The sequence below is a fragment of the Streptomyces sp. NPDC028419 genome, from assembly GCF_055565515.1.
Genome location: NZ_JBVHUE010000040.1, coordinates 1 through 22,895 on the forward strand (window position 1 = coordinate 1; position 22,895 = coordinate 22,895).

16 protein-coding genes are annotated in these 22,895 nt (G+C 71.1%); 9 read left to right on the plus strand and 7 right to left on the minus strand.

What is annotated here, in order from left to right:
* Positions 1-115: 115 nt before the first annotated feature.
* Positions 116-709 (minus strand): biotin transporter BioY, encoded by a 594-nt coding sequence (locus ACZ4UB_RS33835; protein ID WP_354380267.1) that lies wholly within the window; start codon positions 707-709, stop codon positions 116-118.
* A gap of 245 nt (positions 710-954) precedes the next feature.
* Here ACZ4UB_RS33835 and ACZ4UB_RS33840 point away from each other — a divergent pair, with 245 nt between their 5' ends.
* The 3 genes from ACZ4UB_RS33840 (at position 955) to ACZ4UB_RS33850 (ending at position 4,726) form a co-directional block, all read left to right on the plus strand.
* On the plus strand, positions 955-2,334 hold the full coding sequence (locus tag ACZ4UB_RS33840; RefSeq protein ID WP_468076228.1) for an amino acid permease: 1,380 nt from the start codon (positions 955-957) through the stop codon (positions 2,332-2,334).
* 137 nt (positions 2,335-2,471) lie between these two features.
* Positions 2,472-3,893 carry an amino acid permease gene (locus ACZ4UB_RS33845; RefSeq protein WP_468076230.1) on the plus strand — a complete coding sequence of 474 codons (1,422 nt, stop codon included), beginning with the start codon at positions 2,472-2,474 and terminating at the stop codon, positions 3,891-3,893.
* Between the two features lie 176 nt (positions 3,894-4,069).
* Positions 4,070-4,726, plus strand: a complete 657-nt coding sequence (locus ACZ4UB_RS33850; RefSeq protein ID WP_354380270.1) for a superoxide dismutase — start codon at positions 4,070-4,072, stop codon at positions 4,724-4,726.
* A 35-nt stretch (positions 4,727-4,761) separates the two neighbouring features.
* On the opposite strand, the gene ACZ4UB_RS33855 is transcribed toward ACZ4UB_RS33850, so the two are convergent.
* Together ACZ4UB_RS33855 and ACZ4UB_RS33860 are read right to left on the minus strand one after the other, a co-directional pair.
* Positions 4,762-5,496: a hypothetical protein gene (locus ACZ4UB_RS33855; protein ID WP_468076232.1), complete on the minus strand. Its 735-nt coding sequence runs from the start codon at positions 5,494-5,496 to the stop codon at positions 4,762-4,764.
* Positions 5,497-5,544: 48 nt separating this feature from the next.
* A complete protein-coding gene (locus tag ACZ4UB_RS33860) occupies positions 5,545-6,192 on the minus strand; it encodes a mycothiol-dependent nitroreductase Rv2466c family protein (protein WP_354380272.1) in 648 nt (215 codons plus the stop codon).
* A 164-nt stretch (positions 6,193-6,356) separates the two neighbouring features.
* On the opposite strand from ACZ4UB_RS33860, the gene pepN (ACZ4UB_RS33865) reads away from it, so the two are divergent.
* Positions 6,357-8,912 carry an aminopeptidase N gene (gene pepN, locus ACZ4UB_RS33865; RefSeq protein WP_468076234.1) on the plus strand — a complete coding sequence of 852 codons (2,556 nt, stop codon included), beginning with the start codon at positions 6,357-6,359 and terminating at the stop codon, positions 8,910-8,912.
* 542 nt (positions 8,913-9,454) lie between these two features.
* Here pepN (ACZ4UB_RS33865) and ACZ4UB_RS33870 read toward each other — a convergent pair.
* Positions 9,455-10,186 carry a hypothetical protein gene (locus ACZ4UB_RS33870; RefSeq protein WP_468076236.1) on the minus strand — a complete coding sequence of 244 codons (732 nt, stop codon included), beginning with the start codon at positions 10,184-10,186 and terminating at the stop codon, positions 9,455-9,457.
* Between the two features lie 371 nt (positions 10,187-10,557).
* Between ACZ4UB_RS33870 and ACZ4UB_RS33875 the strand changes: the two genes are divergently transcribed.
* Positions 10,558-11,517 (plus strand): hypothetical protein, encoded by a 960-nt coding sequence (locus tag ACZ4UB_RS33875; protein WP_468076238.1) that lies wholly within the window; start codon positions 10,558-10,560, stop codon positions 11,515-11,517.
* On the opposite strand, the gene ACZ4UB_RS33880 is transcribed toward ACZ4UB_RS33875, so the two are convergent.
* Both ACZ4UB_RS33880 and ACZ4UB_RS33885 read right to left on the minus strand, forming a co-directional pair.
* A complete protein-coding gene (locus ACZ4UB_RS33880; RefSeq protein WP_468076240.1) occupies positions 11,493-12,440 on the minus strand; it encodes a pyridoxamine 5'-phosphate oxidase family protein in 948 nt (315 codons plus the stop codon). The two genes, ACZ4UB_RS33875 and ACZ4UB_RS33880, sit on opposite strands and share 25 nt — an antisense overlap.
* Before the next feature lie 14 nt (positions 12,441-12,454).
* Positions 12,455-12,916 carry a VOC family protein gene (locus tag ACZ4UB_RS33885; protein WP_468076242.1) on the minus strand — a complete coding sequence of 154 codons (462 nt, stop codon included), beginning with the start codon at positions 12,914-12,916 and terminating at the stop codon, positions 12,455-12,457.
* A 124-nt stretch (positions 12,917-13,040) separates the two neighbouring features.
* Between ACZ4UB_RS33885 and ACZ4UB_RS33890 the strand changes: the two genes are divergently transcribed.
* Together ACZ4UB_RS33890 and ACZ4UB_RS33895 are read left to right on the plus strand one after the other, a co-directional pair.
* Complete coding sequence (locus ACZ4UB_RS33890) at positions 13,041-13,607, plus strand: CGNR zinc finger domain-containing protein (protein ID WP_468076244.1); 567 nt, start codon at positions 13,041-13,043, stop codon at positions 13,605-13,607.
* A gap of 274 nt (positions 13,608-13,881) precedes the next feature.
* Positions 13,882-17,205 carry a S8 family serine peptidase gene (locus tag ACZ4UB_RS33895; protein ID WP_468076246.1) on the plus strand — a complete coding sequence of 1,108 codons (3,324 nt, stop codon included), beginning with the start codon at positions 13,882-13,884 and terminating at the stop codon, positions 17,203-17,205.
* A 118-nt stretch (positions 17,206-17,323) separates the two neighbouring features.
* On the opposite strand, the gene ACZ4UB_RS33900 is transcribed toward ACZ4UB_RS33895, so the two are convergent.
* Complete coding sequence (locus ACZ4UB_RS33900) at positions 17,324-18,805, minus strand: M28 family metallopeptidase (RefSeq protein WP_468076248.1); 1,482 nt, start codon at positions 18,803-18,805, stop codon at positions 17,324-17,326.
* A gap of 265 nt (positions 18,806-19,070) precedes the next feature.
* Here ACZ4UB_RS33900 and ACZ4UB_RS33905 point away from each other — a divergent pair, with 265 nt between their 5' ends.
* Positions 19,071-20,099 carry an aspartate-semialdehyde dehydrogenase gene (locus ACZ4UB_RS33905; protein WP_468076250.1) on the plus strand — a complete coding sequence of 343 codons (1,029 nt, stop codon included), beginning with the start codon at positions 19,071-19,073 and terminating at the stop codon, positions 20,097-20,099.
* A 175-nt stretch (positions 20,100-20,274) separates the two neighbouring features.
* Positions 20,275-22,875 (plus strand): aminopeptidase N, encoded by a 2,601-nt coding sequence (pepN, locus tag ACZ4UB_RS33910; protein WP_468076252.1) that lies wholly within the window; start codon positions 20,275-20,277, stop codon positions 22,873-22,875.
* The last annotated feature ends 20 nt before the right edge of the window (positions 22,876-22,895 follow it).

Genomic DNA, 22,895 nt, shown 5'->3' on the forward strand with positions numbered 1-22,895 from the left:
CCCCCCCCCCCCCCCCCCCCCCCCCCCCCCCCCCCCCCCCCCCCCCCCCCCCCCCCCCCCCCCCCCCCCCCCCCCCCCCCCCCCCCCCCCCCGCTTTCGGGGGCCGGTGCGGGGATCAGCCGCGGCCGACCAGCTTCCAGGCGGCCGGGAGCAGCCCCATGGCGAGGACGGCCTTGAGCGCGTCGCCGATCAGGAACGGGGTCAGGCCCGCGGCGACGGCCGCGCCGAAGGACATCCCGGTGGACAGGGCGAGGTACGGGACGCCCACGGCGTAGATCACCGCGGAGCCCGCGGCCATCGTCAGGGCGGTGCGCACCACCGACCGGTCGGCGCCGCGGCGGGCGAGGGCCCCGACGACGGTCGCGGCGAGCAGCATGCCCAGCACGTAGCCGAAGGAGGCGCCGCCCGCACCCGAGGTGCCGTTCGCGAACCAGGGCATCCCGGCCGCGCCGACCAGGGCGTAGAGCGCGAGCGAGAGGAAGCCGCGGCGGGCGCCGAAGGCGGTGCCGACGAGCAGGGCCGCGAAGGTCTGCCCGGTGACCGGGACCGGCGAGCCGGGGACCGGTACGGCGATCTGCGCGGCGAGGCCGGTCAGCGCGGCCCCGCCGACGACGAGCGCGATGTCGCGGACCCGGCTCGCGGGGAGCAGGTCGGCGAGGACGGCACCGGGCCGGAAGGCGGCGGTCGTCGGAACGGAAGCGGTGCTCATCGGGACTCCGGGGGTTCGGGTGCTGCGGGGCAGGACGGTGGGGACAAGGTGACGTTAGTCCCGTGCCCCCCGACCGTTCAGCGTCGCGCAGAGACAAAGCAGTGATCCCCTACTTGGTGGGGAATCCACAAAGGCGGGCGGTCATCGCCACCCCCACAGCCGGCGAAGTGACCTGCGTCACCGCTATTTTTAGCCATAAGTAAACCGTTTTGCGTGGCCCCGGCCCGCTCGGGGACACTGTGGAGATGTCACAAGCACCCCTGCCTGATCTCCCCCAGGAGCCCCTCGGCCACGGGCTCAAGCAGCGCCATCTGACCATGCTGGGCCTGGGCGGCGTGATCGGCGCCGGGCTCTTCGTCGGTTCGGGCGCGGGCATCACCATCGCCGGTCCCGCGATCATCGTGTCCTACCTGCTCGCGGGCGTCCTCGCGATGCTGGTGATGCGGATGCTCGGCGAGATGTCGGCCGCCATGCCCGCCTCGGGCTCGTTCTCGGTGCACGCCGAGCGGGCACTGGGCCGTTGGGCCGGATTCTCCGCGGGCTGGCTGTACTGGTTCCTGCTCGTCGTGGTCCTGGCCGTGGAGGCCACCGGCGCCGCGAAGATCGCGAACGGCTGGGTACCGGAGATCGCCCAGTGGGCCTGGGTGCTGATCTTCATGGTGGTCTTCACCGCGAGCAACCTCGCCGCCGTGCGCAACTTCGGCGAGTTCGAGTTCTGGTTCGCCACCCTCAAGGTCGGCGCGATCGTCCTCTTCCTCGTCCTGTCCACCCTGGCGATCTTCGGCCTCCTCCCGGACACCGACCCCATCGGGCTGACCAACCTGAGCGGTCAGGGCGGCTTCGCGCCCCACGGCTTCAGCGGAGTCATCGCCGGCATGCTCGCCGTCGTCTTCGCCTTCGGCGGCCTCGAGGTCGTCACCATCGCCGCCGCCGAATCCGACGACCCCGCCCGTTCGGTCTCGCGCGCCGTGCGCAGCGCGGTGTGGCGCATCCTCTTCTTCTACATCGGCTCCATGCTCGTCATCGTCACCCTGCTCCCCTGGGACTCGATGAAGCCCGGCGAGAGCCCCTACGTCGCCGTCCTCGACTCCATCGGCATCCCCGGCGCCGGACAGATCATGAACATCGTCGTGTTCGTGGCCCTCCTGTCCGCCCTGAACGCCAACCTCTACGGCTCCTCGCGCATGGTCTTCTCCCTCGCGGAGCGCGGCGAGGCGCCCAAGGCGCTCCTGACCGTCTCGCGGGGCGGGGTGCCGCGGCGCGCGGTCTTCGCGTCGGTCACCTTCGGCTTCGTCTCCGTCGTCCTGAACCTGCTGTGGCCCGACACGGTCTTCCTCTACATGCTCAACGCCGTCGGCGCCGTGCTCCTCTTCGTGTGGGCACTGATCGCCGTCTCGCAGCTGAAGCTGCGCCGCCGGATCGAGCGGGAGATGCCGGACCGGCTGACCCTGCGGATGTGGTGCTTCCCGTACCTGACCTGGTTCGCGCTCGCCGGCATGGCGGCCGTCCTCGTCCTCATGCTCTTCGACGACGACGCGCGCCCGCAGCTCCTGTGGTCGGGCGGTGCGGCCCTCGTCGTCCTGCTCGTCGCGGGGGCGCGCGAACTGCGGGCCGCCCGCTCCTGATGGCACGGTCGCGGGTGGATGATCACTTCGGGTGAAGAGGGCGTCCACATCGTGGACGGGGAACGTCCGATAAACGGACGGTAGGCAAACTGGTGCACCTCACCCCGTCCACCCGCACACCGGACAGGCACACCCTGATGAGCCAGAGCACCGCCACACCGCCCGAGCAGCAAGAGGACCGGACGCCCGGGGATCCCACCGGATCCCCCCTCGGCAACGGCCTCAAGCAGCGCCACCTCTCGATGATCGCCCTCGGCGGAGTCATCGGAGCCGGCCTCTTCGTGGGCTCCGGGGCGGGGATCGCCGCCGCCGGGCCCTCGATCGTGCTCGCCTACGCGGTGTCCGGACTGCTCGTGATGTTCGTGATGCGGATGCTCGGCGAGATGTCCGCCGCGAACCCCGCCTCCGGTTCCTTCTCGGTGCACGCCGAGCGCGCGATCGGCCCGTGGGCCGGTTTCACCGCCGGCTGGATGTTCTGGATCCTGCTGTGCGTCGGCGTGGCCATCGAGGCCATCGGCGCGGCGCACATCGTGACGGGCTGGCTCCCGGGCACCCCCTCGTGGATGTGGGTGCTGATCTTCATGGCGGTGTTCTGCGGCTCCAACCTGGGCGCCGTCGCCAACTTCGGCGAGTTCGAGTTCTGGTTCTCGGCGCTCAAGATCGGCGCCATCGCGCTCTTCCTGGGCCTGGGCGTGCTCGCCGTCCTCGGCGTCCTGCCCGGCACCTCCTCCCCCGGCACCGCGAACCTGGTGCACGACGGCGGCCTCCTGCCGAACGGCGTGGACGGGCTGCTCGTCGGCCTGCTGGCCTCGGTCGTCGCCTACGGCGGCCTGGAGACGGTGACCATCGCCGCCGCCGAGTCCGAGGACCCGGTCCGGGGCGTCGCCAAGGCCGTGAAGACCACCATGTGGCGGATCGCGATCGTCTACGTCGGCTCGATGCTGGTGATCGTGACGCTGCTGCCGTGGAACGACCCGGCCGTCACCGAACACGGCCCCTACGCCGCCACCCTGGACCACCTGGGCATCCCCGCCGCCGGCCAGGTCATGAACGTGGTCATCCTGATCGCGCTGCTGTCCGCGATGAACGCCAACATCTACGGCTCGTCCCGCATGGCCTACTCCCTGGTCTCCCGCGGCCAGGGGCCCAAGGCGCTGGGCAAGCTCACCCACCGGGTGCCGCGCCGCGCGGTCCTCGCCTCCTCGGGCTTCGGCTTCGTCACCGTGCTGCTGTCCTACTGGTACCCGGAGACCCTGTTCGCCTGGCTGCTGAACATGGTCGGCGGAGTGATCCTGATCGTCTGGGGCTTCATCGCCGTCTCCCAGTTCGTGCTGCGCCGGCGCACGGAGCGCGAGGATCCGCGCAAGCTCGTCGTGCGGATGTGGGGCTTCCCCTACCTGACCTGGGTGGCCCTGGCCGGGGTGGCCGGGGTGCTGGTCCTGATGGCCGCGGGCGAGGACACCCGGATCCAGGTCCTGTTCACCGGCGGACTCACGGTCGCCCTCGCGCTCACCGGATACGTCCGCCAGCGCGCGGCGGCGGCCCGCGCGGCCGGGTGACGGTCCCTCACACCATCCCTCCGAGGCCGGGTTCGCGCGCATGCGTGGACCCGGCCTTCGGCGTACCCGGGGTCCCGTCAAGGCAGGTGACCCTTAGCTGCCTGCGGAAATAGATGCTGCTAGCGTGCAGTTGCGCAAGTGTTGCAATAAGAACACTGAGGGGACCGGATACCCGCATGGCCATCTACACGCTTCCTGAGCTGCCGTACGACTACGCGGCGCTGGAGCCGGTGATCAACCCGCAGATCATCGAGCTGCACCACGACAAGCACCACGCCGCCTACGTCGCGGGCGCCAACACCACGCTGGAGCAGCTGGCCGAGGCGCGCGACAAGGAGAACTGGGGCGCGCTGAACGGCCTGGAGAAGAACCTCGCGTTCCACCTCTCCGGCCACATCCTGCACAGCATCTACTGGCACAACATGGCCAACCCGAAGACGGACGAGGGCGGCGGCGTCCCGGACGAGAAGGACGGCCTCGGCGACCTCGCGGACGCCATCACCGAGTCCTTCGGGTCGTTCGAGAAGTTCCGCAAGCAGCTCACCTTCGCGTCCTCCGCGACGCAGGGCTCCGGCTGGGGCGTGCTCGCGTACGAGCCCGTCAGCGGCCGCCTGATCGTCGAGCAGATCTACGACCACCAGGGCAACGTGGGCGCGGCCTCCGTGCCGATCCTGGTCTTCGACGCCTGGGAGCACGCCTTCTACCTTCAGTACAAGAACCAGAAGGTGGACTTCATCGAGGCCATGTGGAAGGTCGTCAACTGGCAGGACGTGGCCAAGCGCTTCGCCGACGCCAAGGCGAACACCCCGCTGCTGATCCCGGCCAAGGGCTGATCAGCCACTGAGCCGTCCGCCTCGTGATCGTCTTCTCACCCTTCACTTGCGGACGTTTCCACCGGAGGGCCCTCGCGAGGACATGACTCGCGGGGGCCTTCCGCGTCCGGCGGACCCGCCGGACCCGCCGGACCCGCCGCGTCCACCAGCCCGTCCACCTCACCGACCGCCGTGAACTCGTGCGCCAGGCCGGTCTCGTGCAGCCGGGCGAAGGGCGTGAAGGGGATGCCGAACTCCGACTCGCCGTGGTCGAAGTTCCAGCTCTTGTGGATCTGGAAGCGGTAGTCGGTGACCACCGACCCGTCCCCGTGCACCCGGACCGTGCCGCTGATCCGGTACTCGGCCCCGCGCAGCGCCAGCCACCAGTCCGCGCTGCCGCGCCGGGTGATGAGCACCCCGCGCCAGCCGCTGTCCGCCGCGTACGCCCCCGGCTCGCCCACGGCCCTGGCGTCCGCGCGCCACTGCGCGAGCCGCCGGTCGACCTCCGCCCGTACGACGGGCACGGCCAGCAGCGCCCGCGCGTCGACCCGGTACGGGCGCCCCGTACCCCGCAGGTAGTGGCGCAGGGTCCCCGCGGCGTGCCGGACCCCGAGCGCGGTCCACAGCGGGGGTACGGCGAGCGCGGCGGCGCGCAGCACCCGGTCGCGCGGGCGGGCCGGGAGGCTGCCGTGGGGCGCGTTCCCGTTCGGCTGGTGCGGGTCCGCCCGGCCTCCGTCGCGGCCCAGCACCACCGTGTCCGTACCCGGCCGCCCGGCCTGCCCAGTCCCCATAACGGGACGGTAAGGGAGGAACCGGGCGGCTGCTACTCGGCCGTGCGGTCAGCCGAAGTTCGGGCCGACCGTACGGGTCCGCTTGATCTCGAAGAAGCCGGGCGTGGAGGCCACCAGCAGGGTGCCGTCCCACAGCCGGGCCGCGGCCTCGCCGCGCGGGGCCGGGGTGACGACCGGGCCGAAGAAGGCCACGTCCTCGCCGTCGGCGCCGGGCACCGAGATGACCGGCGTACCGACCTCCTGGCCGACCCGGTCTATGCCGTTGTTGTGGGAGGCGCGCAGGATCTCGTCGAACTCGTCCGAGTCGGCGTACTCGATCAGCTCGGCCGGGAGGCCGACGTCGGCGAGGGCGGCGGCTATGGTCTCGCGGCCGGCTCCCTGGTCCTCGTTGTGGAAGCGGGTGCCCAGCGCCGTGTACAGCTTGCCGGTGACCTCGCTGCCGTGCTTCTGCTGGGCCGCGACGACCACGCGGACCGGCTCCAGGCCCTTGGGGCCGAGCAGGTCGCGGTAGCGCTCGGGCAGCTCGTCGAGCTTGTTCTCGTTCAGCACGGCGAGGCTCATGACGTGCCAGCGGACCTCGATGTCGCGGACCTTCTCGACCTCCAGCATCCAGCGGGAGGTCATCCAGGCCCAGGGGCAGAGCGGGTCGAACCAGAAGTCGACCGGGGTCTTCTCGGGCACCTGGGTGTCGGGCATGACTCTCCTCGTGACGGCGGTCCTCGGGGACACGGCTGGGGGCGGATCGGGGGGCGCACCCGGGGGCGCGCTCACCGTCGCAACCGCCCGACGGCCGGACGCATTCCCCGTGGGAGGATTCGAACCGAAAACGTGAACACGTGAACACGCACGAAGGAGTGCCCGTGTCCGGTGAAAACCTGTCCCGCGACGAGGCCCGTGAGCGGGCCGAGCTGCTGTCCGTCCAGGGGTACGAGGTCGTCCTCGACCTGCGGTCCGCCGTGGACGAGAGCGAACCGGCCGAGGGGCCACGGACCTTCCGCTCGGTGACGACGATCCGCTTCCGCTCCGCGGTGCCCGGCGCCGCCACCTTCGCGGACCTGATCGCCCCCTCGGTGAACGCGGTCACCCTCAACGGCACCGCCCTCGACGCGGCCGCCGTCTTCGACGGCTCGCGGATCGCGCTGGCGGACCTGGCCAGCGAGAACGTGCTGGTCGTGGACGCCAACTGCGCCTACAGCCGGACCGGTGAGGGCATGCACCGCTTCGTCGACCCGGAGGACGGCGAGGTCTACCTCTACACCCAGTACGAGCCGGCCGACGCCCGGCGGGTGTACGCGAACTTCGAACAGCCCGACCTGAAGGCCCCCTACCGCTTCGAGGTGACGGCGCCCGAGGGCTGGCAGGTCTGGAGCAACGGCGCGGAGGAGTCCCGCGAGGGCAACACCCGCCGCTTCGCCGAGACCGCGCCGATCTCGACGTACATCACCTGCGTGGTCGCGGGTCCCTACCACTACGTCACGGACACCTACACGCGCGGGGACCTGACGATCCCGCTCGGTGCGATGTGCCGCAAGGGGCTGGCCAAGCACTTCGACGCGGACGACGTCTTCCTGGTCACCAAGCAGGGCTTCGACTTCTTCCACGAGCACTTCGACTTCCCGTACCCCTTCGGCAAGTACGACCAGGCCTTCGTGCCGGAGTACAACCTGGGCGCCATGGAGAACCCGGGGATGGTCACCTTCCGCGAGGAGTACATCTTCCGCGGGAAGGTCACCCGGGCCTCCTACGAGCGGCGCGCGAACGTCATCCTGCACGAGATGGCGCACATGTGGTTCGGCGACCTGGTCACCATGAAGTGGTGGGACGACCTGTGGCTCAAGGAGTCCTTCGCGGACTTCATGGGCACCTTCTCGATGGTCGAGGCGACCCGCTTCGACAACGGCTGGGTCACCTTCGCCAACAACCGCAAGGCCTGGGCCTACCGGGCCGACCAGCTGCCGTCCACGCACCCGATCACGGCCGACATCCGTGACCTGGAGGACGCGAAGCTGAACTTCGACGGCATCACGTACGCCAAGGGCGCGGCCGTGCTCAAGCAGCTCGTCGCCTACGTCGGCCGGGACGCCTTCCTCGAAGGCGCGCGCCGCTACTTCAAGGCCAACGCCTACGGCAACACCACCCTCGACGACCTGCTGACGGTGCTGGCCGAGGTCTCCGGCCGGGACATGGCGCAGTGGTCGCGGGCCTGGCTCCAGACGGCCGGCGTGAACGCGCTGACCCCGCTGGTGACCTACGACGCGGCCGGACGGATCACCGAGCTCGCCGTGCTCCAGGAGGGCGACGAACTGCGCCCGCACCGGGTGGCGATCGGCCTCTACCGGCTGCAGGACAGCACCCTGGTCCGCTACGCGCGCACCGAGGCCGACGTCGCGGGCGCCCGCACGGTGGTCGCGGAGCTGGCGGGTGCCGAGCGGCCCGACCTGATCCTGGTCAACGACGACGACCTGACCTACTGCAAGATCCGCTTCGACGAGGGCTCGCTGGCCACGCTGCGCGCGCACCTCGGTGACCTGACCGACCCGCTGGCGCGGGCGATGTGCTGGTCGGCGCTGTGGAACCTGACGCGCGACGCGCTGATGCCCGCGCGGGACTTCCTCGGGCTGGTCCTGGCCCACGCGGGCCGCGAGACGGACGTCGGCGTGCTCCAGATGCTGCACGCGCAGGCGCAGAGCGCGGTCACCCACTACGGCGCGCCGGAGTGGCGCGAGCAGGGCGGCCGGGTGCTGGCGGCCTGCGCGCTGCAGGAGCTGCGGCTGGCCGAGCCGGGCTCGGAGCACCAGCTGACCTGGGCCCGCTTCTTCGCGGCCGGTGCGACGACCGAGGGGGACTACCAGCTGCTGCTGGGGCTGCTCGACGGCAGCGCGCGGATCGACGGGCTGGAGGTGGACCAGGAGCTGCGCTGGGACTTCCTGCTGCCGCTGAGCGCGCACGGCGCGGTGGACGAGGGCGTGCTGGCCGCCGAACTGACCCGCGACGACACGGCCTCGGGGCGGCGGCACCAGGTGCGGTGCCTGGCGGCGCGGCCGTCGGAGGCCGTCAAGGCGCAGGCGTGGGCCGTGGTGGTGGAGTCGGACGCCCTGTCGAACGCGCTGGTCGAGGCGACGATCTCGGGGATGCAGCAGTCCTCGCAGCGGGAGCTGCTGGCGCCGTACGCGCAGCGGTACTTCGATGCGATCGAGCGGGTCTGGAGCGAGCGGTCGATCCAGATCGGCATGGACGTGGTCCGCGGGCTGTTCCCCGCGCTCCAGGACACGGACGCGACGCTGGCCCTCGCGGACGCGTGGCTGACGGAGCACGCCGACGCGGCGCCGGCGCTGCGCCGGCTGGTCCTGGAGGCCCGCGACGACCTGTCCCGCGCCCTGCGCGCCCAGCTCTGCGACGCGGCCTCCCAGTCCTGACCCCACCCCTCGAACACCGGCGGCCGCAATCCAGCCCCGCCGGCGTTCGAGGCCCCACCAAAGGCAACCCGCCCTCAAACTCCGGGCGGGCTGGGGATGAGCGCGGCTTAAAGATGCCCTCAAACGCCGGGCCGGCTAGGGGTGGGCGCAGCTCACAGACGCCCTCAAACGCCGGGCGGGCTAGGGGTGGGCGGCCACAAATCCAGCCCCGCCGGCGTTTGAGGCGCCGCCGGAGGCAACGCCCGACCCCGGGCGCCACCCAAGACGCCCTCAAACGCCGGGCGGGCTAGGGGTGGGCGCGGCTTAAAGATGCCCTCAAACGCCGGGCCGGCTGGACGTGGGCGCGGCTCAAAGACGCCCTCGCCGGGCCGGCTGGAGGTGGTCGCGGCTCGCAGACGCCCTTGCCGGGCCGGCTGGAGGTGGGCGGCCACAAAACCAGCCCCGCCGGCGTTTGAGGCGCCGCCGGAGGCAACGCCCGACCCCCGGGCGGGACTCACAGACGCCCTCGAACGCCGGGCCTCGTGCGGGGACGGCCGCGCGCTCTAGCCGGCGTGCAGGGTCTCGGCTATGCGCATGAAGCTGTAGACGTTCGGAATCCAACCCGACGGGTACACGGCGGGCCGGAACTTCTTGTGCCTCTTGATGACCAGGTTGCCGCTGCTCAGTCGTACGTACTGGATGCGGTCCCAGGGGAGCGTTACCGTGCCGAAGATTATCCCTTCCCGGCCCAGCGCCAGCTTGTACGCGGGTTTCGCGGGATCGGACACGAAGATCCAGGGCCTGCCTTCCGCGATGCTGGACAGCGCGCCGGGTACCCATGAGTCGGCGATGGCGACGCGGAGCACCTGGGCCATTTCGTCGGACTTCTTCCAGGACGCGTTGATGGGAAAGTTGTGGCCCTTGTAGTCCTCGAAGTTGTAGAAGTGTGAAACATTGCCGTACAGGCTGGTGGCGGATTCATACATCTTCAGTTCGGGCCAGGTGATGGCCAGGCACGTGCCGTCCTTGGCCCGGACCGCGATGCCGTTCTCGAACACGTCCAGGCGTTGGATGAAGTCCTTGCCCCGGGTATCTCCGTAGCTGCGCCCATGTGCGCCCAAGCCGGCCTGGTCAGCGGTCACTTGGATGTCCGAGGGCAGTGGTTCGGTCATGATGTCCTTCATTGGGTTGGATCGGTTCATGTCACCTGGACGGACGTCGTCGATCCGGTCCGGCAGAGCGGGCTCGGTGAGGGCGGTGACCTCCGGCCAGGCGGAGGGCACGGTCATCGGCATGGGGGTCCCTGTCTTCGGAACGATTCGATCCGGTCGTCGCCTCCGAGACTGGCCGGGCCGCCCCCCTGCGACCAGGCCGCCAGACCGGCCATATCTGACCGGTTGCCCCGTAGGCCCTCCGACCAGCGAAAAGGCAGCGCGTCAGGAGAAGGGGGCGGTACTGGCATGCCGAGCCCGGCTACCGGGGCGTCGAATCGAGAAGCTCATCGACGCCTCCTTCGACACCGCAGAGAGCCAACCTCGTCGAGCGGGCTGGAGGTGGGGGCCCTATCGACAGTCGAACGCCCGTACTTTAGCCCTGGCTTGTCCCGGTTTGTCGACGAGCGTGTAACAGCGGTTAGCGGGGCCGCCGGATGCGGAATCCCCGGCTCATGAACCACAACACGCCCCTCCCCCTCCGGCACCTCACCGGCACCCGCCCCCGCGTCCTGACCCTCGCGGAGCTCCGCGAGCACGGCGTCACCGCCTCGGACGCCGCCGGCCGCCCCTGGCAGCAGATCCTGCCCGGGGTGTTCCTGCTCCACTCGGGCCCCGCGACCAGCGAGGAGCGGCTGCACGCGGCGCTGCTGTACGCGGGCCGCCGCGGCGGCGAGGTCATGATCACGGGGCTCGCGGCGCTCGCGCTCTACCGGTTCACCTCCGCGCCCACCCTGCTCGCCCTGCCCCAACTCGACGTGCTGGTCCCCGGCACCCGCCGGCTCCGCTCCACCGGCTGCGTCCGGGTGGTCCGTTCGCACACCCCGCCCCGCCCGCAGGAGGTCACCGGACTCCCGGTGGCCCCGGTCGCCCGCGCCGTGGCCGACGCCGTCGCCCAGCTCTCGGACGCCCAGACCGTACGGCGCCTGCTGAGCGAGGCGGTGCGCGGCGGCCACTGCGAACCGGCGGCACTGGTCCGGGAGTTGACGGTGGCCCGGCTGCTGAACCGCCCGCACGTGGTGGACGCGGTCGAGTCGCTGCTGGCGGAGGGCCGGGCCATCGCCGAGGACCGGCTGTACGACCTGGTGCGCCTGTACGGCCTGCCCGAGCCGGTGTGGAACGTGGACCTGCGGGTCCCCGGCGGCCCGCACCTGGGCGGGGTGGACGCCTACTGGCCCGACCAGGCGGTCGCGGTGGAGCTGGACACCCGGGCCCCGCGCCAGGGCGAGGACGAGCAGTGGTCGGAGTGCGCGCGCAAGCGGGACGCCCTGGAGCGGCTCGGGGTGACCGTCCTGCACATCACCCCGCGCAAGCTGCGCGATTACGCCGAGCAGCAGGCCGCGGTCGTCCGGACCGCGCTGACCGCCTCGGCCGACCGCGAGCCCGCCGCCTACCTCGTCGTGCTCCCCCGGTGACCCCCCTCCGACGCGGGGCCGACCCCCGTGGCGGTCCCGGCGTCGACGGGAGGGTTGGCCGGGGAGTACTCCGGCCCGCTCCAGCGCAGCCGCCCCGGGTGGCGGCTCTCGATCACCGAGGCCACGGTGAAGCGGACGGTCCGGGAGCCGTCGGCCGCGTACTCGGTCCGGGCCCGGCCGCTGAGCTGGAGCAGCGCCCCGCTCTCCCAGTGCGGGAAGAGCAGCCCGGCCCGCGGGTCGGTGACGAGATTGCCCAGGGTCAGGAACATGGCGTTGCCGGGATAGTCCGGCCAGGACAGCTCGCCGGGCGCGTCCACCCGGACGAATCCGGGCCGGCCGCCGCGGTGACTGGCCTCGACCCCGCCGTCGGCGGTGGTCGCCACGAAGAAGGTGTCGGCGGACCGCACCCACGCCTCCTGGTCGGGGGTGAGCGCTCCCCCGCGCCGCTCGACCCCGCCCCCCTGCGGCACCAGCGCCAACGGCTGCCGCTTCTGCAGGTACTTGGGGCAGTTGGCGAAGACCTGCTCCGCCTCGACGCTGAACCGGCCCGCCGCCACCGCCCCCGCGTCCACGACCCCGTTGAGCCGCATCCGGCGCCGGGTCCGCGGGTCGAGGGCGATGGTGCCCACGGCGGTCCCGGGGATCGCGAGCACGCCGGCGAGCGGGTCGCCCTCGGGGACCCCGCCGCTCACCGTGATCCGGTGCGGTCCGGTGGCCCGCACGAAGCCGGGCGGGCCGGTGAGCTGCGAGGCCCACAGCAGCCCCGCCCCGTCCGCGGCCCCGACCACCAGGAAGGGCTGCTGCTCCAGGAAGACGGCCGCGACCTCGCGGATGCCACTGCCCACGGAGCGCCCGACGTGCTCGGCGGCCTCCCGGACACCCACGCGCCGCTGTACGTCCAAGGAACCTCGGCGGTACGTCACGCCCGTACCCCTTTCTAGAAGAAACCGCAGGTCGGAGCGGCCGATACGGGCGCCGGAGCGCCCTCGACCCCGGCCGGGACGGAGATCTCCAGCCGGGTGCCGTCGGGGTCGTGGAAGAAGATCCCACCGGAGGCCGCGCCCTCACCGTGGGGGACGACCCCCTCGTAGGCGAAGTCGACGCCGAGCGCGCGCAGCCGCTCCTCGTACGCCCGCACCTCCTCGATCGTGTCCGCCGACAGGGCCAGGTGGTGCAGTCCGGCGACGGCCGGGGCGAAGGGGCCGCTCGCCTGCTCCCAGAGCGTGAGGACGAGTGCGCCGTCCTGGCCGAGGAAGGCGTAGCGGCGGTCCGCCTCCTTGCCCTCGCCGAGCTGCTCGAAACCGAGCACGTCCCGGTAGAAGCCGAGCGAGCGGTCGAGATCGGTGACGTTCAGGCCGATGTGGCCGGTGCGCAGCGCGCTGATGGCGGTCGTCGTCATGATGGCCGGTTCCTTTCCAGCGACTAACCTTCTACATCAAAGTTAAAGGTTAGAAGCAGCACAGTCAACCGGTCACGTATCCTTGAGGGGTTAGTTCGACCTTCGAGGGGCCACAGGAGCAGGCATGACGACGACGGATCCGCGGCCGCTGACCGGGGAACCGATCGCCCTGGACCTGCTGAACACCCGCTGGATGCAGGACGGGGTGCTCACCGACCTCTTCGCCGGGGCCGGCGCCGCCGGGCTGACCCGGGTGGAGGGAGTGGCCCTCTGGCTGCGCTCCACCGGGCTCGAGAGCCGCTTCCGGGCCGACCCGCCGACCCTGATCCACCTGCTGACCGCGCGCGAGGCACTGGCCCGCGCGGTCGCGGACCCCGCCGACGCGGGGGCCCGCGCGCTGGTCGACGCGGTGCTCGAACACGGCCGGATCCGGGCCACACTGACCGCCGAAGGGCCGGGCGAGCGGGCCGAGTTCGCCGACCCGGCCTGGGGCCCGGCCTGGACGGCCGCCCGCGGCTACCTCGACCTGCTGACCGCCGCGCCCGACCGGATCCGCAAGTGCGCCTCGGAGAGCTGCGTCCTGCGCTTCTACGACACCTCGCGCAACGGCACCCGGCGCTGGTGCTCGATGACCGCCTGCGGGAACCGGGCGAAGGCCTCCCGTCATTACGCGCGCACGCGCGAGCGCTGAAGGCCGTGAATCTGTCACACCCGCAACGCACCCCGGCGCGGTCCATGCGCTGACATCCGGTCAGCGAGTCTACAAATCTCCTCTTCAGCACCCTCGGTTGGTACCGGTCTGCCCCCTTAGGCCCCCAGTGGCGCATACCCCGCGGTGGCGACTATCCGCCATGACAGGTCACGGTCAATGACAACCCTCCCCAAACAGCTGTCACTTGCGCCAAGCTGACCGGTCATCCGGCACCGAAATCCGGACCGTTTCTTTCACTTATCCAGGGATGCTGATGACCCTCGAATCCCCCGGCTCCATATCCGGCACGCGACGCGTCGCACGCGTCGCGGCCGCCGCGGGCCTGGTGGCCGCCCTCGCGGCCACCGGCGCGGTGCCCGTGTTCGCTGCGGGTGGCACCGTCGACCCGGCCGCTTCCGCCGCGGTCAAGTCCGCGGACCAGAAGCTCGGTTCCGCCGACGCCGAACTGCTCCAGCAGGCGCAGGCCAAGGGCGAGAAGAACGTCACCGTGATGGTGGCGACCGCCCCCGGCGAGACCAAGCAGGTGGCCCAGCAGCTGGACGCCGTACAGGGCGCCTCGGTGGGCCAGACGTACGACAAGCTCGGCTACGTGCGCGCCACGCTGCCGACCGACAAGGCGGACGCGGCCCTCAAGGCCGCCGCCAAGCTGTCGACCGTGCACGGCATCGACCTGCGTCACGAGATCTCGCTGCCGGATCCGCGTCCCGACGCCCAGCAGGAGAACGCGCCTGCGAAGAAGACGGCGTCCGAGACCTACCCCGGGCCCGACAAGAACACCCCCGCGAAGAACCCGTACAACCCGTCCTTCGAGACGGGCGCGGTCGACTTCGTGAAGCAGAACCCGCAGGCCGACGGCCGCGGCGTGACCATCGGCATCCTGGACTCCGGCGTCGACCTCGGTCACCCCGCGCTCCAGAAGACCACCACCGGCGAGCGCAAGATCGTCGACTGGGTGACGGCGACCGACCCGATCGCGGACAACGACGCGACCTGGCGCCCGCAGATCACCCCGGTGACCGCGACCGGCGGTTCCTTCACCGCGGGCGGCCAGAGCTGGAAGGCCCCCGAGGGCTCGTACCAGTGGAGCCGCTTCAGCGAGTCCATCACCGCCACCGGTGACATGAAGGGCGACGTCAACCGCGACGGCGACACCACCGACAAGTTCGGCATGCTGTACGACCAGGTGGCCGGCACCGTCCGCGTCGACACCGACCAGGACGGCGACTTCACCAACAACGAGCCGATGAAGCCGTACAAGGACGGCTACCAGATCGGCTACTTCGGCACGGACAACCCGGCGACCGACGTCGCCGAGCGGATCCCGTTCACCATCGAGATCCGCAAGGACGTCCCGATGGACCCGTACGGCGGGGACTGGGTCGGCAAGAAGGCCGACTTCGTCAACATCGGCATCATCGAGTCCGAGCACGGCACCCACGTCGCGGGCATCACCGCGGCGAACAGCCTGTTCGGCGGCAAGATGAACGGTGAGGCCCCCGGCGCGAAGCTCGTCTCCTCGCGCGCCTGCTCCTGGACCGGCGGCTGCACCAACATCGCGCTGACCGAGGGCATGATCGACCTCGTCGTCAACCGCCACGTGGACATCGTCAACATGTCCATCGGCGGCCTGCCGGCGCTGAACGACGGCAACAACGCGCGGTCCGAGCTGTACACCCGCCTGATCGACACCTACGGCGTCCAGCTCGTCATCTCCGCGGGCAACGAGGGCCCGGGCGTCAACACCATCGGTGACCCCGGCCTCGCCGACAAGGTGCTCAGCGTCGGCGCCGCGGTCTCCAAGGAGACCTGGGCCGCCAACTACGGCTCCGGCGTGACCAAGAAGTACGCGCTCTTCCCGTTCTCCTCGCGCGGTCCGCGCGAGGACGGCGGCCTGACGCCGACCATCACCGCCCCCGGCGCCGCGATCAACACCACCCAGACCTGGCTGCCCGGCTCCCCGGTCAAGGAGGCCGGCTACACCCTGCCGGCCGGTTACTCGATGCTCCAGGGCACCTCGATGTCCTCGCCGCAGGCGACGGGCGCCAGCGCCCTGCTGATCTCGGCCGCCAAGCAGAACAACATCGCGCTGACCCCGGCGAGCCTGCGCATCGCGCTCACCAGCACCGCGAAGAAGATCGACGGGGCCTCCGCGCACGAGCAGGGCGCCGGCCTGATCAACATCGGTGGCGCGTGGGAGTCCATCCAGCGCGCTCCGAAGGCCAATGACTTCGCCGTCAAGGCCCCGGTCGACACCGCGATCGACCAGTTCCTGAAGACCCCGGGCTTCGGCACCGGCCTCTACGACCGCGAGGGCGGCCTGAAGGTCGGCCAGAAGAAGGTCTACGACGTCGTCGTCACCCGCACCACCGGCGTCAAGTACGGCACCCGCCACGACCTGACCTGGCGCAACAACGACGGCACCTTCAAGGTGGTCGGCGGCTACGACTACGTCACCCTGCCGCTGAACAAGCCCGTCACGATCAAGGTCGAGGCCAACGCCAAGACGGCCGGCGCGCACAGCGGCATCCTGCAGCTGGACGACGCCACCACCGAGGGCATCGACAAGCAGATCATGACGACCGTCGTCGCGGCGACCCCGCTGGCGAAGCCGTCCTTCGGCCTCTCGGACACCTCGTCCGTGCAGCGCAACAGCAACAAGTCGTACTTCGTCACCGTGCCGCAGGGCGCCAAGACCCTTGAGGTCGCGCTCGGTGGTCTCGCGGCGGGCAGCCAGACGCGCTTCATCTCGATCCACCCGTACGGCGTGGGCGTCGAGGACAGCGCGACGACGCAGTGCTACCCGAACTACGACAACCCGGCCAACACCTGCCGCCCCGACCTCCGTTCGTACCCCAACCCGACGCCCGGCGTCTGGGAGATCGAGGTCGAGGCGCGCCGTACGTCGCCGCTGCTCGACAACCCGTTCAAGCTGGACGTCAGCGTCCTGGGCGCGGGCTTCGACCCGGCGGTCAAGGTGCTCCCCGAGGTCAAGCAGGGCACCGCGGCTCCGGTCCAGTGGACCGTCAAGAACGACGGCGCGGCCATCACCGACGGCAAGCTCCAGGGCGGCCAGCTCGGTTCCGCGAAGGTCGCCAAGCCGACCATCAAGGCCGGCGAGGTGCAGACCTCGACCGTCACCATCGGTGCGGGCGTCTCGCGTCTGGACATCGCCATCGGCGGCGTCTCCGACACCGCCGCCGACCTGGACCTCGAGGTCCAGCTCAACGGCGTCAAGGTCGGTTCCTCCGCCGACGGTGACTCCGAGGAGGCCGTGAGCCTGGCCAACCCGGCCGCCGGCACCTACACGATCATCGTCACCGGCTACGCGGTGCCGTCCGGCACCACCACGTACGACTACCGTGACGTGTTCTTCTCCTCCGCCCTGGGCTCCATCCAGGTCGACGAGGCCGCCAAGGTGAACCTCGCCAACGGTGCCTCGGCGAGCGTCTCGGCGAACGTCCTGGTCAACAGCGCGGCCCCCGAGGGCCGTCAGTTCTTCGGCCAGGTCCAGCTGCTCAACGGCCGCGGCACCGCCGCCGGCACCGGCAGCGTGCAGATCGAGAAGGTCCTCCCGTAACGGTCGACCCGATCACGGCATGACGCGTGACCGCATGAACGCATGACCGCATGACGGAGGGGCGGTGCTCATCGAGCACCGCCCCTCCCCCGTTCCCCCGTCCCCCCTTCTCGTGCGGCTACTTGCCGATCGAGCTCAGGTCCTGGGCGTAGGTGCCCACCGCGTACGCGATGACGTCCAGGTTGGTGTCGAAGACCTTGAGATCCAGGTTCTTCAGGGTGTCGCCGGCCCCGTGGTAGTTGGGGTCGTACGGGGCCCCCGCCGTCCCGCCGTACCGCTTGGCCTGCTCGGGGGTCTTGATGCCCTCGGCGCCGGTGAAGGTGCCGCCCGCCGGGATGCCGTTCGCGATGAAGGGGCCGTAGTCGGAGCGGCCGTCGAAGTCACTGCCCTCGTGCGGCTTCTTCTTCTTGTCGAGGAAGCCGTTGATCAGCGCCTCGATCTGCGCCGATCCGGCCGGACCGGCGCCCTCGCCGACCTTGTCCGAGTCGTCGCCGTCGTAGACGAACTGGACCGGGTTCGGCGAGGCGATCATGTCGAAGTTCAGGTAGAGCGCGATGTCCTTCTTCTGCTTCTCGGACAGCTGGGCCACGTAGTGCTCCGAGCCCAGCAGGCCCAGCTCCTCCGCCGACCACCAGGCGAAGCGGACCTTGTTCGCGGGTCCCTTGCCCTTCTTGTTGGCGCCCTCGTCGGCCAGCTTGAGGGCGACCTCCAGCAGACCGGCCGAGCCGGAGCCGTTGTCGTTGATGCCCGGGCCCTCGGGGACCGAGTCCAGGTGGGAGCCGAGCGAGACCACCTTGTCGGCGCGGCCGCCGCGGGTCTCGGCGATCACGTTGCGCGTGGTCTTCTTCACGTGCTCCTGGTCGAGGTCCAGGCGCACCGACACCTCGCCCTTGGCGGCGGCCGCGGTCAGCGCCTCGCCGTCGGCGAGGGTGATGCCCGCGCTCGGGATGACGCCCTCGGCGGGCGAGGAGAAGCCGCCGCGGACCGGGGTGGTCCCGCTGTGGTTGTAGACGATGACCCCGATCGCACCGGCCGCGGCGGCCGCCTTCTGCTTCTCCACGAAGGTGCAGCTGCCCCGCTTGACCAGGGCGATCTTCCCGGCGAAGGCCCCGGCGGGGTAGTCGGCGGCGTCGCAGCCGGGGGTCTCGTCGACCCGGGCGAGGGCCAGCGGGGCGACCAGGCCGCCGGCCGGGGTGGACTTGGTGAAGGTGAAGGCCGCGGTGGCCAGCTCGCGGGTGTCCGCGCCGAGGACGATGGTCTTCTCCGTCTTGGTGTGCGCCTCGAAGATGTCGAAGTCCTGGTAGGAGACCTGGTACCCGGCCTTCTTCAGGGTGTCGTGGACGTAGGCGGCGGAGGCCGCGTGGCCCGGCGAGCCGGCGGCCCGGTTGCCGCCGTTGGCGTCGGCGATCTGCTGGAACTTCGCCAGGTGGCGGTAGGCCCCGCGGGCGGTGACCTCCTCGACCAGCTCCTTGGCGAGCTTCCCGTCGCGCGCGGGGGCGGCGGCGGCCGGGCTGGCGGTCAGCAGCAGCGGAGCGGCGACGGCGGCGGCCGCGAGGGCGGCGAGCGCCGGTATGGACCGGCGGTTGCGGTGGGCGCGCACGGGGGTTCCTCCCGGGTGTGGGGCGATGGTTCGACCTGCGGACCGGCTCGTCCGCATATCGGTCATGACAGACCGGACCGTAGCCACCCGGGAACCGACAAAACGGACGTTCGGTGGCTGTGCAACACGGCCGCCACACACTCGTCACGGGGGTACACGATCTGGACACCGTCCGTTCCTCGGACAATGGATTGGACAAGGCTCGTGGGGTCGAACGCATGATGGCTTCACGCGCGCCCGCGTCGTACGGACAAGAGGAGTCACCGTGAGGGTCGGAATCGTCGGAGCCACCGGACAGGTCGGCGGAGTCATGCGCGGCATCCTCGCCGAGCGGAAGTTCCCGATGGACGAGCTGCGGCTGTTCGCCTCGGCCCGCTCCGCGGGCACCGTCCTGGAGTGGGAGGGCCGGCGGATCACCATCGAGGACGCCTCCACGGCCGACTACTCCGGCCTGGACATCGTGCTCTTCTCGGCGGGCGGCGCCACCTCCCGCGCGCTGGCCGAGAAGGTCGCCTCGCAGGGCGCCGTCGTGATCGACAACTCCTCCGCCTGGCGCGGCGACCCCGAGGTCCCCCTGGTCGTCTCCGAGGTCAACCCGCAGGCGATCAAGGACCGCCCCAAGGGCATCATCGCGAACCCGAACTGCACCACCATGGCCGCGATGCCGGTGCTGCGCCCCCTGCACGACGAGGCCGGCCTGACCGCGCTGGTCGCCACCACCTACCAGGCCGTCTCCGGCTCGGGCCTGGCGGGCGTCGCCGAGCTCAAGGGCCAGGCCTGCGCGGTCGCCGAGGCCGCCGACCAGCTGACCTTCGACGGCGGCGCCGTGGACTTCCCCGAGCCGGCCGTCTACAAGCGCCCGATCGCCTACAACGTCGTGCCGCTCGCGGGCAACCTGGTCGACGACGGCTCCTTCGAGACCGACGAGGAGCAGAAGCTCCGCAACGAGTCCCGCAAGATCCTGGGCATCCCGGAGCTGAAGGTCTCCGGCACCTGCGTGCGCGTCCCCGTCTTCTCGGGCCACTCGCTCCAGGTCAACGCCCGCTTCGCCGCTCCGATCAGCGTCGAGCGCGCCTACGAGCTGCTGGCCGGCGCCCCGGGCGTCGAGCTGTCCGAGATCCCGACCCCGCTCCAGGCGGCGGGCAAGGACGCCTCGTACGTCGGCCGCATCCGCGTGGACGAGACCGTCGACAACGGCCTCGCGCTCTTCCTCTCCAACGACAACCTCCGCAAGGGCGCCGCGCTGAACGCGGTCCAGATCGCGGAGCTGGTGGCCGAGGAGCTGCGTGGCTGATCCCGCGCGCACATCCCGGGGGCGGCGCCGCCACGGCGCCGCCCCCGGGGGTGCGTCCGGGGCGGGTGACACACCCGGCGATATCGCCCGTGTTCGCCCGTGGATTACTCCGACGCGGTGACGCGGCCCGCATGGAAGGATGGCCGGGCAACGTCACCATCGAAGGAGATGCCGCGTGCCTGGCACGAATCTGACCCGCGAAGAAGCCCAGCAGCGCGCGAAGCTGCTGACCATCGACTCGTACGAGATCGATCTCGACCTGAGCGGTGCGCAGGAGGGCGGCACCTTCCGCTCCGCGACCACCGTGCGCTTCGAGGCGTCCGAGGCGGGCGCGGAGTCCTTCATCGACCTGGTCGCGCCGTCCGTCCGCGAGGTCGTGCTGAACGGCACCGCGCTGGACGCGTCCGCCGTGTTCCAGGATTCCAGGATCGCGCTCCCGGGCCTGCTGGCCGGCCGCAACGAGCTGCGCGTCGTCGCCGACTGCGCCTACACCAACACCGGTGAGGGCCTGCACCGCTTCGTCGACCCGGTCGACGAGCAGGCGTACCTGTACACCCAGTTCGAGGTGCCGGACGCGCGCCGCGTCTTCGCGAGCTTCGAACAGCCCGACCTGAAGGCGACCTTCCAGTTCACCGTGACGGCCCCCGAGGGCTGGACCGTGATCTCGAACTCCCCGCGGGACATTTCCGAGGGGGCCGGGGCCGCGGACGTCAAGGACGACGTCTGGCGCTTCGAGCCGACCCCGCGGATCTCCAGCTACATCACCGCGCTGATCGTCGGCCCGTACCACGCGGTCCACAGCAGCTACGAGGGCGCCGACGGCCAGTCCGTCCCGCTCGGCATCTACTGCCGCCCCTCGCTCGCCGAGTTCCTGGACGCGGACGCGATCTTCGACGTGACCCGGCAGGGCTTCCGCTGGTTCCAGGAGAAGTTCGCCTACGACTACCCCTTCGCGAAGTACGACCAGCTCTTCGTGCCGGAGTTCAACGCGGGCGCGATGGAGAACGCGGGCGCGGTCACCATCCGTGACCAGTACGTCTTCCGCTCGAAGGTGACCGACGCGGCGTACGAGCTGCGCGCCGAGACCATCCTGCACGAGCTGGCGCACATGTGGTTCGGCGACCTGGTCACCATGGAGTGGTGGAACGACCTGTGGCTGAACGAGTCGTTCGCGACCTACACCTCGATCGCCTGCCAGGCCTACGCCGAGGACTCGAAGTGGCCGCACGCCTGGACGTCCTTCGCCAACTCCATGAAGACCTGGGCGTACCGGCAGGACCAGCTGCCCTCGACGCACCCGATCATGGCCGACATCCGTGACCTGGACGACGTGCTCGTCAACTTCGACGGGATCACCTACGCCAAGGGCGCCTCGGTCCTCAAGCAGCTCGTCGCCTACGTCGGCATGGAGCCGTTCTTCAAGGGCGTCCAGACCTACTTCAAGGCCCACGCCTTCGGCAACACCCGCCTGTCCGACCTGCTCGGCGCGCTGGAGGAGACCTCCGGCCGCGACCTGACCACCTGGTCGAAGGCATGGCTGGAGACGGCCGGCATCAACATCCTGCGCCCGGCGATCGAGACCGACGCCAACGGCGTCATCACCTCCTTCGCCGTCCGCCAGGAGGCCCCGGCGCTGCCCGCCGGCGCCAAGGGCGAGCCGGTCCTGCGTCCGCACCGGATCGCGATCGGCTTCTACTCGATCGACCGGGAGAGCGGGCGGCTGCTGCGCGAGCGGCGCGTCGAGCTGGACGTGAGCGCCGCCGAGCTGACGGACGTACCGGAGCTGGTCGGTCTCCAGCGCCCCGACGTCGTCCTGCTCAACGACGACGACCTGTCCTACGCCAAGGTCCGCCTCGACGAGCTGTCGCTCGCCACGGTCACCGCGCACCTGGGCGACTTCCAGGAGTCGCTGCCGCGCGCGCTGTGCTGGGCCTCGGCCTGGGACATGACGCGCGACGGCGAGCTGGCCGCGCGCGACTACCTCGCCCTCGTCCTGTCGGGCATCGGCAAGGAGTCGGACATCGGCGTGGTGCAGTCGCTGCACCGCCAGGTGAAGCTGGCGATCGACCTGTACGCCGACCCGGCCTGGCGCGAGAGCGGCCTGGCGACCTGGACCGAGGCCACGCTGGAGCACCTGCGCGCGGCTCCGGCCGGCAGCGACCACCAGCTCGCCTGGGCCCGCGCCTTCGCGGCGACGGCCCGCACCGAGGGTCAGCTGACCTTCCTGTCGGCGCTGCTGGACGGCCACGCGGAGATCGACGGCCTCGTGGTCGACACCGAGCTGCGCTGGGCGTTCCTGGAGCGGCTGGTCGCGACGGGCCTGCTCGGCGAGGCGGCGATCGCGGCGGAGCTGGAGCGGGACAAGACCGCGGCGGGCGAGCGCCACGCGGCGACCGCGCGCGCCGCGCGGCCGACCGCCGAGGCGAAGGCCGAGGCGTGGGCCTCGGTGGTGGAGTCCGGTGACCTGCCGAACGCCGTGCAGGAGGCCGTGATCGGCGGCTTCGTGCAGACCGACCAGCGGGAGCTGCTGGCGCCGTACGCGCAGAAGTACTTCGCGGCGGTCAAGGACGTGTGGGACTCGCGCAGCCACGAGATCGCGCAGCAGATCGCGGTGGGCCTGTACCCGGCGCTCCTCGTCTCCCAGCAGACGCTGGACGCGACGGACGCGTGGCTGTCGGAGGCCGAGCCGAACGCCGCCCTGCGCCGCCTGGTCTCGGAGTCCCGCTCGGGCGTGGAACGAGCCCTCCGCGCCCAGGCCGCCGACGCCGCGTCCTAACCCCCCGGGCGGCGCCCTCA